Source organism: Novosphingobium sp. (assembly GCF_027489515.1).
GTDB lineage: Bacteria > Pseudomonadota > Alphaproteobacteria > Sphingomonadales > Sphingomonadaceae > Novosphingobium.
Genome location: NZ_JAIXZS010000041.1, coordinates 57,318 through 72,702, shown reverse-complemented (window position 1 = coordinate 72,702; position 15,385 = coordinate 57,318). Strand labels below are relative to the sequence as shown.

Annotated in this window: 11 protein-coding genes; 4 read left to right on the top strand and 7 right to left on the bottom strand. The window is 66.4% G+C overall.

Annotated elements, in window-relative coordinates:
- Positions 1-7: 7 nt before the first annotated feature.
- The 4 genes from Q0082_RS07350 to Q0082_RS07335 all read right to left on the bottom strand — a co-directional run bounded on the left by Q0082_RS07350 (position 8) and on the right by Q0082_RS07335 (position 6,847).
- Positions 8-1,747, bottom strand: coding sequence for an amidohydrolase (locus tag Q0082_RS07350; protein WP_298191249.1), 1,740 nt, complete (start codon positions 1,745-1,747; stop codon positions 8-10).
- 82 nt (positions 1,748-1,829) lie between these two features.
- Entirely contained in the window at positions 1,830-3,602 is a 1,773-nt protein-coding gene (locus Q0082_RS07345; protein ID WP_298191248.1) for a hypothetical protein, read from the bottom strand.
- Positions 3,599-5,305 carry a molecular chaperone HscC gene (locus Q0082_RS07340; RefSeq protein ID WP_298191247.1) on the bottom strand — a complete coding sequence of 569 codons (1,707 nt, stop codon included), beginning with the start codon at positions 5,303-5,305 and terminating at the stop codon, positions 3,599-3,601. The genes Q0082_RS07345 and Q0082_RS07340 overlap by 4 nt, the downstream gene beginning before the upstream one ends.
- A 105-nt stretch (positions 5,306-5,410) precedes the next feature.
- Entirely contained in the window at positions 5,411-6,847 is a 1,437-nt protein-coding gene (locus tag Q0082_RS07335; RefSeq protein ID WP_298191246.1) for a glycosyltransferase, read from the bottom strand.
- Between the two features lie 98 nt (positions 6,848-6,945).
- On the opposite strand from Q0082_RS07335, the gene Q0082_RS07330 reads away from it, so the two are divergent.
- Positions 6,946-7,500: a cytochrome b gene (locus Q0082_RS07330; RefSeq protein ID WP_298191245.1), complete on the top strand. Its 555-nt coding sequence runs from the start codon at positions 6,946-6,948 to the stop codon at positions 7,498-7,500.
- Positions 7,501-7,504: 4 nt separating this feature from the next.
- Here Q0082_RS07330 and Q0082_RS07325 read toward each other — a convergent pair whose 3' ends face one another.
- Positions 7,505-8,035, bottom strand: a complete 531-nt coding sequence (locus tag Q0082_RS07325; protein WP_298191244.1) for an HD domain-containing protein — start codon at positions 8,033-8,035, stop codon at positions 7,505-7,507.
- 183 nt (positions 8,036-8,218) lie between these two features.
- Here Q0082_RS07325 and Q0082_RS07320 point away from each other — a divergent pair, with 183 nt between their 5' ends.
- The 3 genes from Q0082_RS07320 to Q0082_RS07310 are packed head-to-tail and all read left to right on the top strand — an operon-like array spanning position 8,219 to position 13,679.
- The gene (locus Q0082_RS07320) at positions 8,219-9,946 is read left to right on the top strand and encodes an amidohydrolase (protein ID WP_298191243.1); all 1,728 of its coding nucleotides are present in this window, start codon (positions 8,219-8,221) and stop codon (positions 9,944-9,946) included.
- Positions 9,943-11,277, top strand: coding sequence for an FAD-dependent oxidoreductase (locus tag Q0082_RS07315; protein WP_298191242.1), 1,335 nt, complete (start codon positions 9,943-9,945; stop codon positions 11,275-11,277). Before Q0082_RS07320 ends, Q0082_RS07315 begins: the two co-directional genes overlap by 4 nt.
- Entirely contained in the window at positions 11,274-13,679 is a 2,406-nt protein-coding gene (locus Q0082_RS07310; protein ID WP_298191241.1) for a penicillin acylase family protein, read from the top strand. Before Q0082_RS07315 ends, Q0082_RS07310 begins: the two co-directional genes overlap by 4 nt.
- Here Q0082_RS07310 and Q0082_RS07305 read toward each other — a convergent pair.
- Both Q0082_RS07305 and Q0082_RS07300 read right to left on the bottom strand, forming a co-directional pair.
- A complete protein-coding gene (locus tag Q0082_RS07305) occupies positions 13,676-14,035 on the bottom strand; it encodes an EthD domain-containing protein (protein ID WP_298191240.1) in 360 nt (119 codons plus the stop codon). The two genes, Q0082_RS07310 and Q0082_RS07305, sit on opposite strands and share 4 nt — an antisense overlap.
- A 5-nt stretch (positions 14,036-14,040) precedes the next feature.
- Entirely contained in the window at positions 14,041-15,327 is a 1,287-nt protein-coding gene (locus Q0082_RS07300) for an NADH:flavin oxidoreductase/NADH oxidase family protein (RefSeq protein ID WP_298191239.1), read from the bottom strand.
- Positions 15,328-15,385: the final 58 nt, after the last annotated feature.

The window sequence follows — 15,385 nt, the reverse complement described above, 5'->3', positions numbered from 1 at the left end:
GGGGTCCTTACGCCTTGTATTTCACGTTGCCGCCGACGAGGGTTGGTTGGACGCGGATGTCCTTGATCTTTTCAGGATCAACGGCGGCCGGATCGCCGTCGAGGATCACCATATCGGCCAGCTTCCCGGGGCTGAGCGTGCCCTTGAGGTCTTCCTCGAACGAGGCGTGAGCGCCGTTGGCGGAGAGGACTTTGAGGCCTTCCATCACGGTGATCTTCTGGCTTGCGCCCCAGATCTCGCCATTCCAGCCCTTCCTCGTCACCATGCCCTGCAGGCCCATCAGCGGTGCGAAGGGGCCGGGCGGGAAATCGGACCCGGCACAGACGGGCACGCCCGCGTCGATCATCATGCGGTAGGCCATCATGTGCTCCATCATCTCCGCACCGTAGAAGTGGAACTTGTCGGCATTGTAGTAGGCATAGCTCGTGAACAGCGCAGGAACCGCGCCCAACGCCTTGATTCGCGAAACAAGTTCAGGCGAGACATTGGTGCAATGGGTGATCTTGGGGCGGCGGTCGGCGGGGCCGAGCAGCTTCATACCGCGTTCGTAGGCGGTGAGCACCATGCCGATCGCGACATCGCCGTTGGCGTGGAAATTGGGCTGGATGCCCGCGCGCATCTGCTTTTCGACGAGGGCGTCGAGGCCCTCCTGCGTCTGCATGATGTTGCCGTAGTAAGGCGGGGTGCGGCCGGGATAGGGCGTTGAGCGCGACATCGTGCGTTCGGAGAACGAGCCATCGGAGAACTGTTCCGCCGTGGCGCCGATGCGGATCCATTCATCGCCGAACCCGGTGCGCATGCCATTGGCAATGAGCGCATCGAGCATGGCGCCAGAGGTTTCATAGGTGACGCGGTGGAGCAGCTTGCCCTCGCGCCGGATCTGCTGGATCGCGGCGAAATCGTCAGCAAGTCCGGTGTTGGCCGCGACCAGGCCCGGCGCGGTGTGGCAGACGCTGGTGAGGCCGTAGCGAACGAATTCCTGGCTGATCTTGGCCTGCCCGGCAATGGCGCGGGCGCGGAGCTGTTCGGCGGTGAGATCAGGTTCCTTGGCCGCATCACGCACGAAATTGAGCGCGGCATCGGTCACGCGGCCGGTGAGATTGCCGTTGGCATCCCGGTCATAAGTGCCGCCGAAAGGATTGGGAGTATCGCGAGTGATCCCGGCGTTCTTGAGCGCGAAAGCATTGACCACGCCGGTGTGCCCGCCGCGATGGGTAACGATGACCGGGTGCGTGGTGGAAACGCGGTCGAGATCGGCCATGACGAGCGGGCGGCCGTCCTTGATCTTGGTATCATCGTAGAACTCGCCGCGCACGAGGCGTCCCGGCGGCGTCTGCGCCGCGCGCTCGCGCAGCAGGGTGACAATGCGCTCGATGGTGAAGAATTCGACCTCGAACGGATTGCCGACAAGGACATCGCCCAACAGGCTTTCGCCAACGGCATGGAGGTGCGCATCGTTGAAGCCGGGGACAATCGCCTGCCCGGCGAGATCAATCACTTCGGTACGGGAGGTGGCAAGTGACTTGAGCTCGGCCCAGGTGCCCACACCGACAATGCGGCTGCCCGCAATGGCGATGGCATCGGCGGAAGGGATCGCGGGATCGAGCGTGTGGATGCGCGCACCCTTGAAGATGCGGGTGGGCGCGGGATCGAGGATCGCCGCCATGGCGCGGGGGCTGAGGCTGGCGAAGGTGAGCGCACCGCCCGAGCCGATAAAGCCGCGCCGCGTGATTGCCAGTGATGCCATGCGCCTGCCTCCCCGATATGCCCCGTACATGGTGCGGGCTTGGCGCGGCACTGGCAAGGGTCTTGGTGCCGAGCAGTCGCCGTTACATCACCCGCAGGATATCCGACCCTTCCTTGCCCTTCCAGCCGAGCGCCGCACGCAAGAGGGCGCCGATCACGGCGCAGCGCTCCGCTGGCTGCCCCTTCCCGTTCAGCACGAGGCGCACGCGCTCTTCGGGGAGTTCCGTCGCCTTGATGACCTGGCCGATCAAGGCCCCGGGAACCGTGGCGCGCAGGGACGCGGGCTCACCGCTATCAGCCAGCACGCCTCGCTCGACCATGTGCGCAGCGAGGCTGCGCTCCTGCGCGCGCACCGGTTCGGGAACTGTAATGCTGGTCATGTCTGCCGTTTCGAGGAAATGCGTGCAGACATCGGGATCTTCCTTGCGCGCAACCTCATAGAGCGCGAGGCGGACCTTGGTCATTTCGCGCAAGGTGGCGACGTCGGCCTTGCGCCCGTCGTAATAGACGCGTCGGCGCACATACTCGAGCGGGTCGGCGATGATGCCCGCTTCGTCGCGGCCACCGGCGCTACGCGCAGACTCGATATGGCTTTCGAAAACGGTGGCCAGGCTAGACTGGTTTTCGCGCAGCCAGCCGATCGTCTTGCCCTTGCCGAAAACTTCCTCGACCGCCTTGTCGCGCAAGGGCGCGTACGTCGGATCGGCGGTTGCCGTGATGGCAGGGGGGCCGAAAAGCGCGTCATGCGTACCCACGGGATCGGGCGCGACTGACCGCAAGATGGCCATCACGATCTGCAGACCGACGAAGATCGAGATCGCGTAGCCCGCATTGAATGTGAAACCGGTGCCAAAAATGCGGAAGACGCCGAAACCCGTCCAGCCGGACGCCGCGCCATCGCCCCACGAAACCACGCGCTCGCGGGGGAAGTGGTGTTCGAGTTCGGGGAAATGCTTGCGCACGCCTTCGAGGAGCTGGTTGATGGCCGAGCGCTGCACTCGCAGCTTGTCGACGATCGTCGCGCTGCCGGGGCGGGTCAGTTCGGTCCAAGCCTTGTGGAGCGGGTGATCGGGCTCGGTCACCTTGTCCTGAAAACGCAGGCCGCGCAGGCGCGCATTGAGCCAGGCGATGGAGGGGCGCTCGGTGATCTGGCCGCGCTCGTTCTCCCAGCCGAAGGCCTCCGCCGTCGGGCGCAGCAAGGGCGCGCTGCGGGGCCATGTTTCGGCGAGGAGATCGGCCAGCCAGTCCTCGATCCGTGCATGGCGCGAAAGATCGGCCGTCGCCGCCTCGGCGAGCAGCGCACGCAGGCAGCGCTGGGCCAAGGCCTCGCCCGCATCATCGAGCGGTCCGAGTTCGGCATCGGAATCATGGAGCAAGCGCGCGAGATCGTGATCGGGATGCGCCAGATAACCGACATCGGCACGTAGCGGCTTCGCGCTTTCGAGCAGCGGCGGGCCGGCTAGCGCGCGCAAGGCAGCGGCTGAGGCAGCGGGCGCGTCGATCGGTTGGGGCGCGACCGGGGCGGGTTCGGGATGGGGTATCTGCCCGGCGTTGAGGAGCGGCAGGTCCGCTGCCTGCGCGTGCGCCACCGTTGGCGCCCCGTAGAGCCACGGCTCGGCTGGGGGTGCGGCGGCTTCGTCAGACGGCTCGGGGGCCTCAGCGGGTGCGGGCGGCGGGACGGCGGCGGACTTGGCGGCGCGCAGGGCGATGTCGCGCGCCTGCCGCAAACGGGCGTAGCCTTCAGGATCGGCATCCGGATCCATCGCCTTGTAGAGCGCGGCATAGGCCTTGCGGATGGCGGCGACATCTGCACCGGCGCGAAGGCCCAGTTTCCTCAGCGCGGCGGACGGCGTCACAGCGGCGACGTTCCGCTGGCTGCCTCCAGTTGCTGCAGCAGCAGGGCGCGCGCCTCGGCGATGCGGCGAGGATCCTGACTATCGAGCGCGCCGGCAAAGTCGGTGATCCACTGGCCGATCATGCGGCGCTCCTCGCCCACGAAATCCTCGTAGATGCGCTCGGCACGGGCCATCAGCGCCACGTTTTCGGCATCCTCGCGTGGGTGGAACTTGAGCTTGGCGAGCGCCTCGCGCCGGGCAGCGACTTCGCGCTCGGTCAGGGTTTCGGCCTCGCCCGCAATCACTAGCGAGCGGGTCACGCCGGTTTCGTGGACGGTGACATCGACTTCAAGCAGACCGCTGCTATCGTAGGTGAAGCGCACGTCCGCCCCCGCCTCGCCTGCAGGGCGCGGAGGAACGGGCAGCTTGATCGCGCCAAGGTGGATATTGCCGGAAACCTCGCGCGCCTCGCCCTGGTAGATGTTGAACAGGATCTCCTTCTGGTTGTCCTGCACGGTGCGGTAATTGCTGACGCGGCTGACGGGCACGGGCGTGTTGCGATCAATGATCGGCGAGAAGATGCCGTGCTGCATGCCGCCGCGGGAATCACGCTCCACAGAATCGACGCCGAGCGTGAACGGGCAGACATCGGCGATGCGGATTTCGTCGAGTGCGGCATCGCGCCCGAGGAGGCCCGCCTGAATCGCCGCGCCGAGCGCAACCGCGTGGTCCGGGTGGACCGAGCTGTTGGGGAAGCGGCCGAACATGCGCGTGATGGCCTTGCGCACCACGGGCATGCGCGTGGCGCCGCCGACGAGGACGATATCGCCCAGTTCCGCCACATCGAACGCGCAATCGCGCAACGCCCGCGCGACCGGTTCGCGCAGGCGGCGCAGGAGATCCTCGCAGGCCGCTTCGAACATCTCGGCGGTGACTTCGGCAGCGAGGCGGTCTTCGCCGAGCACGACGGCGAACGCGGCCCTGTCCTCGACCGACAACTGCCGCCGGGCCGTCTCGGCGGCGCGGTGCAGCATTGCCTCGCGCTGACGGGCATCGAGCCGTTCGAGCCGGCCTTCGGGATCGACCAGCGGCTTCATCCGCGCCGCGAGCGCAGTGTTGAAATCATCGCCGCCGAGCCGGTTGTCGCCCGCCGAGGCGCGCACTTCGACGACGCCCTCGAACTTCTCGACGATCGAGACGTCGAAGGTGCCGCCGCCGAGATCGAACACGAGGAAAGGCTCGCGGTCCTCCTGATCCTGCAGGCCGAAGGCGAGCGCGGCGGCAGTCGGCTCATTGATCAGGCGGCGCACCGTGAGGCCGGCCAGCTCGCCCGCATGACGGGTTGCCTTGCGCTGCCGGTCGTTGAAATAGGCGGGGACAGTGATCACCGCCTCGACCGGGCGCGTGCCAAGGAAGGCCTCCGCATCATCGCAGAGCGTGCGCAGGACGAGCGCAGAAAGATCCTCCGGCCGCCAGTCCTTCTTGCCGAGGCGCAGCTTGCGTTCGGTGCCCATGTAGCGCTTGAAGCTGGTGGCGGTGTTTTCGGGCTGAGTCGCCAGCCGGTCGAGCGCCGCGGCGCCGATATAGGTCGTGCCGTCGCGGTCGACCGAAACGGCCGATGGCGTGAGCATTTCGCCCAGCGCATTGGGGATCAGGACGGGCGCATCGTCCTGCCATACGGCGACAGCGCTGTTGGTCGTCCCGAGATCAATTCCAATGATCATGCCGCGCGCGTGCCCCTGTCCCGCATCGGCGAAGGACTTGCCCAAGGGCGGCTCGCGGCGCAAGCCCGCACGGTCCGGATTGGATCAATCCGGCCGCCCCCAGGTTCAGGCCTGGTGTTCGAGCGCGCTGCGGGTGGCGCGGGTCCAGGTCTGGCTGCCGGTGAGAAAGGCGTACCAGCCGAGCGCAGCGCCAGCGTGGCGCAGGAGCTGGAAGCTGAAGGGTTCGGCCAGCGCGGCAATCAGTGCGGGTCCAAGGCGCAGACCTTCGCGCCGTCCGGTCCAGCGCTTGTAGATGCCGAGCGACCAGAGGTGGAAGGTGAGATCGATCACGATCTTGGCGATCATCACGAGGAGGATCGGGAAAGCGAGATAGAACCGGCCTGTCACAACAAGGAAGATCAGGATCGCGAAGGCGGCAAGCCCGTAGATCGGCTGGAGCGTATCGAGCGCTTTGACCGGCAGCATGCGCGTGCCGACGAGGCCGTAGCGGCTGTTGCCGACCATGTCGCGGTTCCAGTGCTGCGTCTGGAGGAAACCGCCGAACCAGCGCTGGCGCTGCTTCAGGAAGCCGCGGATCGTGGCGGGTGCATCGGTGCGGGCCAGCGCGCCGCCAACGACGCTGACATGCCAGCCAAGCCCGTGATCGTTGGAATGACGATGAAGGCGGTGGATCAGTTCGTAATCCTCAACCATGCAATCGGGATCAAACCCACCGACGGCAAGCACCGCCTCGCGCCGGAAGGCGGCAAATGCGCCCGAGATCAGCAGCAGCCCGTTCAATTGCATCCACGCGTGACGCGAGAGGAAGTTGCGGACGTATTCGTAGGACTGGAACCACTCGAAGAGGCGGCCCGAGAGCGAAGGCCCGCAGATCGGCTGGAGCACGCCCGTGGCGGCGACCAGCGCGGGGTCGCGCAGGAAAGCGCTGCGCATCGCGGCAATCGCGCCCGGCTCCAGCAGGGTATCGGCATCAACGGTAAGCACGACATCGGTCCGTGCGTGCTGCAGCGCCTGGTTGAGCGCGCGGGCCTTGCCGCCATGGGGCAGACGCAGCCACTGCAGGCGGGTCGCGCCGATCACTGTCTCGGCCATCCCGCCCACGCAGGGCGCAGCAAGACCATACGTCTCGAGCATGACCGCTGGGGTAGCATCGCTCGAACCGTCATCCGCGATCAGGATCGCCTCGGGCGGCTGGGCCTGCGCAAGGAGGCGGCCCACGGTGAGACGGATGACACCCGCTTCGTTATGCGCGGCGACGATGACACCCAAAGAGGGCGCATCGGCTGTGTGCGGGACTGGACGGCTGGTATCGGCGACGAGTTTGCGGATCTGCCACGCGGTGAAGAGCAGCAGCATCGTATCGTAGAGGATATAGGCGACGCCAACCGACCACATGCCAAGGTCCTGCCGCTGGAACGCCTGCCAGGTGAGCACTACGAACAGGAGCGGCGCGGCGATGCCGATCATGCGGCTGACGAGTGGCACCGGGCGCGGCGTGAAGCGCGGAGACTCGGCGAGCAGTACGGCGTTGAGTGACGGCATGGGCGAGGGCCATAGCCTTGCCAAGCTGAACCGGCTATTGCCTAACAGGGGCAGTTACGTGAACATTCGGCAATGGTCCGAGCGGAGCAACGAATATCATGGTCAAGAAATACAGCGGCATAGCGATTGCGCTTCACTGGATCATCGCGCTTGGCATCTTCGTGAACCTGCTGCTGCCGAATATCTGGGAAGCGGCGGGCGATGAGAACGTGCGCCCGCTGATCGATGCGCACAAATCCATCGGCGTGACGGTGCTGGGCCTTGCGGTGATGCGGCTGCTGTGGCGGCTCACGCACACGCCCCCTGCCCTGCCCGCCAGCTACAAGCCTTGGGAAGTGAAGGCGAGCCACGCGGCGCACTGGGCGCTTTATGCCTTCATTTTCGCGATGCCGCTGACCGGGTGGATCATGGATTCGGCTTGGAAAGATGCCGCAACCCATCCGATGCAGTGGTTCGGCCTGTTCGAATGGCCGCGCATCAGCATGGTGATGGGGCTCGATCCGGTGACGAAGGAAGCCTGGCACGGATCCTTTGGCGCAGCGCACGAAATCCTGGGCTATGCGCTGTGGGCGCTGTTTGCCGCCCACGTGATCGGCGCGCTGAAGCACCAGTTCCTCGATGGCGAGAAGGAATTGCAGCGCATGCTGCCGTGAGGCATCAGCCGAGCGCTGCTGCTGCCCCATCGAAGGCGGCTTCCAGCGCAGCGTTCGTGCCCCGCAGCCCTGCTACGACCTCTCCAGCCCAGCGGACATACGCCGCCTTGCGCGTCTGGTCCCAGTCCGCCGGCGGCGAGGCGGCGATATCGCGCAAGTTGGCAATCTTGTCGGCCAGCTTGACGAGCTTGGCACCGGGCGACTTGTGCGCCGCATGCGCGATCTGAAGCTGCTTGCGTACGGCCTTCGGGAGCGCCTTGTCGTCGGTCACCTCGGCGACCATCGCCGCCACAACGGAACCAAAACGCGCTTCGAGTTCGGCGAGCGTGGTTTCGGTATCCTCAACCGTATCGTGCAGCAGGGCAGCGGCGATCACTTCTGCGTCGGTCACTCCCCCTTCCCGCGCGAGGATCGTGGCGAGTGCAAGCGGGTGATTGATATAGGGCGTCGCCTCGGCATCCTTTCGGCGCTGGCGGCGGTGCTTGTCTGCCGCGAATGCGGCAGCATCGAGGACGAGGACGAGATCGGCATCCATGATGGTCTCCTTGGCAGGACTGGCGGGCGCACGGCTTGCTGGGGCCGGATGCGACCTTGGCGCGTGGGCAATAACGGTGGGGGTTGAAAGCAGCGGGGCGGGCCGGGACGGGCGCGCTGCCGCTTGACAGCAAGCACCCTGTGCTTACCCCTCTGCATCTAGGGGTGGCTGAGGGGGATTGCAATGCGGAAACTGGCTGTTTCAGGCGCGCTCGCGATGGTTCTGGCGGCAGTGCCGGCTGGGGCAAAGGCACCGGCGCCTGCGGATACGGTGCTGCGCGGCGGGACGATCCTGACAGTGGATGCGAAAGACCGCGTGGTCGAGGCCATGGCGATCCGCGGCGGGCGCATCGTCGCACTGGGAAGCGACAAGGCCATCCGCGCCTTTATCGGCAAGCGCACCAAGGTGATCGATCTGGCGGGCAAGACGGCGACGCCGGGGATGATCGATGCCCATGCCCATGCGCTCGAAGGCGGGATTGACGAGGTTGCCAACCTGCAGCTGGGCGAGGCTTCGAGCGTGGCGGATTTCCTTGCGCGGGTGAAGGCGCGCGCGGCAGAGCTGCCGCCAGGCGCGTGGGTGACGGGTTCCGGCTGGAACGAGAGCCGCATCGCCGAACACCGGCCGCCATCGCTGGCTGAACTCGATGCGGTATCGGGTGGGCACCCTGTCGCGCTGGGGAATACGACCGGCCACTACACGCTGGTCAACAGTGCGGTGCTGAAGCTCGCGGGGGTGACCGCGCAGACGCCCGATCCGGCAGGCGGCCGCTTCGACAAGGATGCGAGCGGGGCGCTCAACGGCGTGCTCTACGACAGCGCGCAGGACGTGCTCGACAAGCTGGTGCCGCCGGTCGATGCGGCGACGCGGGCCAGGGGGCTGACCCATGTGATCGAGGGCGCGCTCTCCGAAGGGTTGACGGGGTTCAAGGACCCGCGCACCGGGCGCCTGCAATGGGATGTCTATGCCGCAGCGGCAAAGCAGGCACCGCTGAACGTCCATGTCTGCACGCTGACCTTTGCGCAGGCCGACATGACCGCAGCGCGCGCCGCGGTGGATGATTATCGGCAGCGCAAGCGGGAGCTGGCGGGCCTCAAGGGCCGCAACCTCGATGTTTGCGGGGTGAAGATTTTCCTTGATGGCTCGGGCGCGGGGCGCACGGCGTGGGTCTACAAGCCGTTCGAGACGGATGCCTCGCATGCCAACCCGGGCACGGGCTTTCCAATGATGGGGACGGATGTCTACCGGCAGATGGTGGACCTGTTCACTAAGGAAGGCATGCCGATCGGCACCCATGCGATCGGCGACCGGGCGATCGATACGGTGGTCGATGCCTATGCCGACGCGTTGAAGAAGTTCCCGAAGCAGGGCCTCCGCCACAGCCTGATCCACGCCAATCTACCGACAGACCATGCAATCGATGTGATGGCCGATCTCCAGAAGAAGTACGATTCCGGCTATCCTGAAGCACAGGCGGAGTTCCTGTGGTTCCTTGGCGATGCGCTGGCGGCGGGTTGGGGGCCGGAGCGCAGCGTGAAGATGATGCCCTACGCAACTTACGTGAAGCGCGGCATCGTCTACAGCGACGGATCGGACTATCCGGTCACGCCCTATGCGCCGCGCTATGGCCTGTGGTCTTCGGTGGCGCGCGAGCCTGATGGCGACCGCTTCGGCAAGGCACCGTTCGGCACGGCGGAGGCGGTCGACATCCACATCGCGATGAAGAGCCACACGATCTGGGCCGCGCGCCAGCTGTTTCTCGAAAAGGAAACGGGCTCGCTCGAGGTCGGCAAGCTGGCGGACGTCGCGATCTGGGACCGCAATCCTTATGCGGTGCCGACCTCAAGCCTCAAGGACATGCGCTGCATGATGACGCTGTTTGGCGGCAAGGTGGTGTTCGAGCGCAAATGATGGTGCGGCAGCTTCAGACCGATGTGCTGGTGATCGGCGGGGGCACCGCCGGGTTTGGCGCGGCGCTGGGTGCGGCGAGGCAGGGCGCAAAGGTCCGCCTGATCGAGGGGACGAGCAAGATCGGCGGGGTCATGGCGTTCTGCCCAGGCATGCCCTGGGGCGGCGGCTATCCCACCGGGCGGAGCATTGGCGGGGTGTTCGGCGAACTGACGGACGCGCTGCTGGCGATGGAACCGCCAATGGCAGAGGTGCGGCCCTCGACGCTGGAAAACTTCGGTGCCGAAGTGATCTACGACCACGAAGCGGCGGTTTTTGCGATGTTCCAGATGCTGGAAGATGCAGGCGTCGAGGTGCATCTGAATGCCTTTGCGGGCGCCCCCGTGATGGAAGGCGGACGCATTGCCCGCGTCGAATGCACCGACCGCACCGGTCCGATAGTGATCGAGGCTGGCATGGTGATCGACTGTTCGGGCGATGGCGATACCTCCGCGCGTGCGGGCGTGCCCTATGTGGTGGGCGATGGGCGCGGCAACATGATGGGCGTCACGCTCTCATTCTCGATGATCGGCGCGGACTTGCACCGCGCCTTCGCGAAGGGCGATCCCTACTTTGAGGAGGAGGCCGCGTTCGGCATCGCGCAGGGGCTGATCCATCCGGACCTTGCCAAGCTCTATCTGATGAAGGGCTTTCACCGGGATGCGGTGTTCTGCAATTCGGTGCATATCCGCGGGGTGGACGGGACCGATCCGCAAGCCGTCGCGCGCGCGACGCAGGAAGGGCGGCGGCGCTGCCACCAGCTCGCGCGGTTCCTGGTCGCGCATGTTCCGGGCTTTGAACACGCGCGAATGAGCGAACTGGGGCCGACCGTGGGTGTGCGCGAGACACGCAAGCTGGAGGCGGTCCACCGCATTCTCGCGAGCGACCTCAATGCCGGTGCAAAACCCGCAGACGGCATCGTGGCCTGCGACAATCCGATCGACGATGTGATGCGCGGAGATGCGGAGATGACCCACGACGCGATCGTGGCCGAGGGGGATTACTACACGATCCCGCTTCGCGCGATGGTGCCGGCAGCGCCCGCGAACCTGCTGTTTGCCGGGCGGCTGGTCTGTGCGGACCCGGCGGCATTCGCCTCGGTGCGCGGCATGCCGCAGTGCATGGCGATGGGGCAGGCCGCGGGGACGGCGGCCGCGATGGCGCTGACCGAAGGGCTCACGGTGCAGGCGCTCGATCCGGCGCGGGTGGTTGCCTCCCTCGCCGCGCAGGGCATGCGCGGGATCGGCGGGGATGTGCTTTTGCGCCATGCACGGGCGCTGGAAGCGGTGGGATGACAAACCGGCGCTTCATGCTGGCTCTCGCGCTGGCATGGCTGCCGGCGGGTGTGGTGGCTCAGGGAGCGCCCTCCCCTGCCCTGACCGTGCGGATCGACCGCGATGCGTTTGGCGTGCCACATGTGTTTGGCGAGACATCGGAAAGCGTGCTCTATGGCGCGGGCTATGCCGAGGCGCAGGACCGGCTCGCGGACATGGAGCAATCGAGGCGGCGCGCGCTGGGGCGGCTCGCCGAAGTGCTCGGGCCGTCGGCGGTGGCCTCCGACGTGGTTTCGCGCCAGCGGCTGCCGGACAAGGCCGAACTCATGCGCATGTATGGCGCGCTGGGGGGCGAATATCAGCGGATGATTGCAGCCTACGTCGCGGGGGTGAACCGGGCGATTGCGGAGATCGAGGCGGACCCGGCACGCAGGACGCCGTATGAGTTTGCCCAGTGGAGCGTGAAGCCCGAACGCTGGGTGCTGACGGATTTCCTCGCCATGATCGCGAGTTTTCCGCGCGGGCGCGGCGGATCGGAAGTGACCAACCTCGCATTCCTCCAGGCGATGACCCTGCGCCATGGCGAAGCCAAGGGGCGGCAGCTGTTCAACGATCTGGTGCCGGTGAGCGATCCCGATACGCCGACGGTGATCCCGCCGGGCGAGGACCTAGCGCCTGCCCAGCCTATGCCAAAGGCGACATTCCTGACGCCGGCACCGCTCGGCAAGGCGGCCGAGCCAGTTGCGGCGCCGGGGAAGGATCACAGCCGCTGCCTCGTGCTGGGGCCGCAGCGCACCGCGAGCGGACGGGTGATGATGATGGAGGCGACGGCGGACGGGCCGGAAATACACCTCCAAGGCGGCGGGTTTGACAGTGCGGGCTTCACCCTGCCCTCCTTCGGCGTGCCGATCATGGGCCGCGCGGCGCACCATGGCTGGCTGGTGACCTCGGGCCATGGCGATACAACCGATACCTTTGCCGAGAAGCTCAATCCGAACGACCCTGACCGCTACTGGTTCAAGGGCCAGTGGCGGCAGATGGTGCGGCAGACGCAGACCATCCTCGTGAAGGGCGCGGCACCGGTTGTGCGCGAGTTCCGCTGGACGGTGCACGGACCGGTGGTGAGCGAGGACAAGGCCGGCGGGATCGCCTATGCCCAGCGCTTCGCGATGCGCGGTCACGAGCTCGAGAACTGGGCAGCGGTTGTCGACATGCAACGGGCGCGGTCCCTGGCCGAGTTCGACGCGGCAATGGGCAAAGTCGCGACCAATTTCGGCATTTGCTACGGCAATGAAAATGGCGAGATCGGGTTCTGGGAGACGGGGCTGATGCCGCGCCGCGTGCCCGGCACCGATCCGCGCCTGCCCACGCCTGGCACCGGCGCATACGAGTGGCAGGGATTTCTCACGCCAGCCGAGCGGCCCCACACGGTGAACCCCAAGCAGGGCTGGATCCATGCGTGGAACAGCAAGGCAACAATGTGGAGCCGCGAGGGCGACGACGCGCGAATGGGCGCGACGTTCCGGACCTGGTTGGGCGCCCAGCTGGCAGCAGGCTCGCACGGCGCGACGCTGGCAGACATGGCCGATTACAACCACCAGATCTGGAATGGCTTTGGCGCGCGGGACCGGGCCAATGCGCCGCCCTTCATGTTTGCGCCGGCCTTGCGTGCGGCGGCTGTAAACGCAGATGATCCCGAGGTTGCGCAGGCGGTGGAGCTGATGACCTCGTGGAACGGGCTCTATGAGGACCACGATGGCGACGGGCGTTATGACAATGCCGGGCTGACGCTGTTTCGTGCCTGGCTGGAAACGGCGCCCGAAGTGCTGCTCACCCCGGTGATGGGCGGCTGGTGGAAGGATATCGACGCCAAGCGCTACCAGAAATACCGCACGGCGCTGCTGCTGCGCGTGCTGCAAGGGCCGGCGGCGGGGCTGCCGGTGGAGTTCGATTATTTCGGCGGGCGGAGCCGCGAGGCCATTGTGGCCGAGACGATACGGCGAACGATTGCGGCGGTGCGGCCGCAGTTCAGCTCTGCCGCGATGGCTGAATGGAAGCGGCCAATCTTCTGGAAGTACTTCACCGAAGAGGCCGAAGACCCGGCGCGGCCACCGCTGCCCGATGATGACGAGCGCGGCAAGGCGCTGTGGGGCGAACTCGGCCTTGGGCCGAAGATGATCCCGCTCAACGGCGGCGAAGGCTGGGTGGGGATGATGGAGCTGACCCCCGGCGCGCCTGCCATCTACACGATTACCGAAGTGGGCGGGCAGAACCAGTTCATCGATCCCGAAAAGCGCAGCACGGTGCACCTCACCGATCAGGTGCAGATGCATGCGCAGAACCGCTTCAAGCGGATCGATCTGGCGCCCGAGGCGATTGCGGCGACGCGGGAATCAACGGTGACGCTGACCTACACGCCCTAGAAGATCACCTTTTCCTCACCCAGCCAGAGCGGGGAGCGGGGCAGATCGATGAACTTGCGTTCGTCCTCCAGCAGCAGCGCACCAGCGGCGATGGCTTCGGGCGAACTGCTGGCAAGATCCTCGAGGCTGTCCCACCACAGCTGCGCGACGCCATCATAGGCTTCGGGCGCGCCACGGGCCACGGAGAAGGGCGCATTGTCCGTATCGGCAAGCGAGTGGAGCTGCACATAGCGCCGGATCTTGAGCGCATCGCGCACGCTGGCGACGAGCGGGCCGTGGGTGTTCAGCCAGTAATCCTGAAACTCGCCGTGGCTAAGGTGCGGGAGGCGGCGGAGGCAGAATGTGAGCTTGATCATGGTCGTTACCCCTTGCGCGCCTTGAGCCAGGCCTTGCCAGTGTTCTGGATGGAAAGCAGCGCCTTGAACGGCGCGATGCCGATATTGGCGCGGCCGGTGCGGGCCAGCGCGTCGATCTGGGCGTAGTACCAATACGTCACCGCAAAGCCTTCGACCGCGCGCAGCATCTTGAGGCCGCCGAGAAAGGATAGCCACGGCGGGAGGAGCTTGAGTTTGGTTTCCCAGCGGTCAAGCTCCTCGGCGCCTGCGAGCAGTTTGGCGGGACCCGCGGTATCGACACAGAGGGGACGGCCGAGGCCAATCACATCCGCCCCGCCGGTTTCGAGCGCCAGATTCATCGCGCGGCGGGTGCGAAAGCCCCCGGTGACAAGGAGCGGCATGGTGAGTGCCGCGCGCATCGTCTTGGCGAAATCGACGAAATAGGCCTCCCGCGCTGCCGTTGAGGCGGCCATGGGCGGTGCATCCGGCGCCTCCATGCCCTGGATGTCCATCATGGCAGGCTGTTCATAGGAGCCGCCGGAGATTTCGAGCAGATCGACGCCCGCATCCTGCAGCCAGCGCGCGACGACCATGCTGTCTTCAAAGGCGAAGCCGCCGCGCTGGAAATCGGCCGAATTGAGCTTCACACCGATGGGAAAGGAAGGGCCGACCCCTGCCCGCACCCGCGCGACGACGGCCAGAAGCATGCGCGCGCGGTTCTCGAGGCTGCCACCCCACTGATCGGTGCGCAAGTTGGCGCGGGGGCTGAGGAATTGCGAGAGGAGGTAGCCGTGCGCAGCATGGATCTGCACCCCGGTGAAGCCGGTTTCCCGGGCCACTTCGGCGGCGTGGCCGAAGCGCTCGACGAGATCGAGAATTTCCGCCTCGGTCAGTGCCTCGGGCACACCGAACTGCTTGCCGGGAAGGCCGACAGCAACGGCGGACGGCGCCTTGGGATGCGGGTTGACGGTGACCTGAGTCTGGCGGCCAGCGTGGCTGATCTGCATCCAGATATGGCCGCAAGCGCGCGTGCCAGCGCTCGCCATGGCACGCAGCCCAGCCAGCGCGGCTTCATCCTGCGGGCCTTGAATGATGACGTTGCCGGGGCGCTCTAGATGGTCGCGGTCGATCTGGACATTACCGCTGATGAGGAGGCCCGAGCCTCCATCCGCCCAAAGGCCGTAGAGCCGCTCCAGCTCGGGCGTGGCGCGGCCTTGCGGATCGGCGAGGCCCTCGGTCATCGCTGCCTTGGCGAGGCGATTGGGCAGGACGGCGCCGCAGGGCAGGACTAGGCTATCGGCAATGGTCGGCATGCGGTGCGGTCTCCCCCGGTATCGTTATGCACCGATGTATTGCTCGAGTTCGGCATGC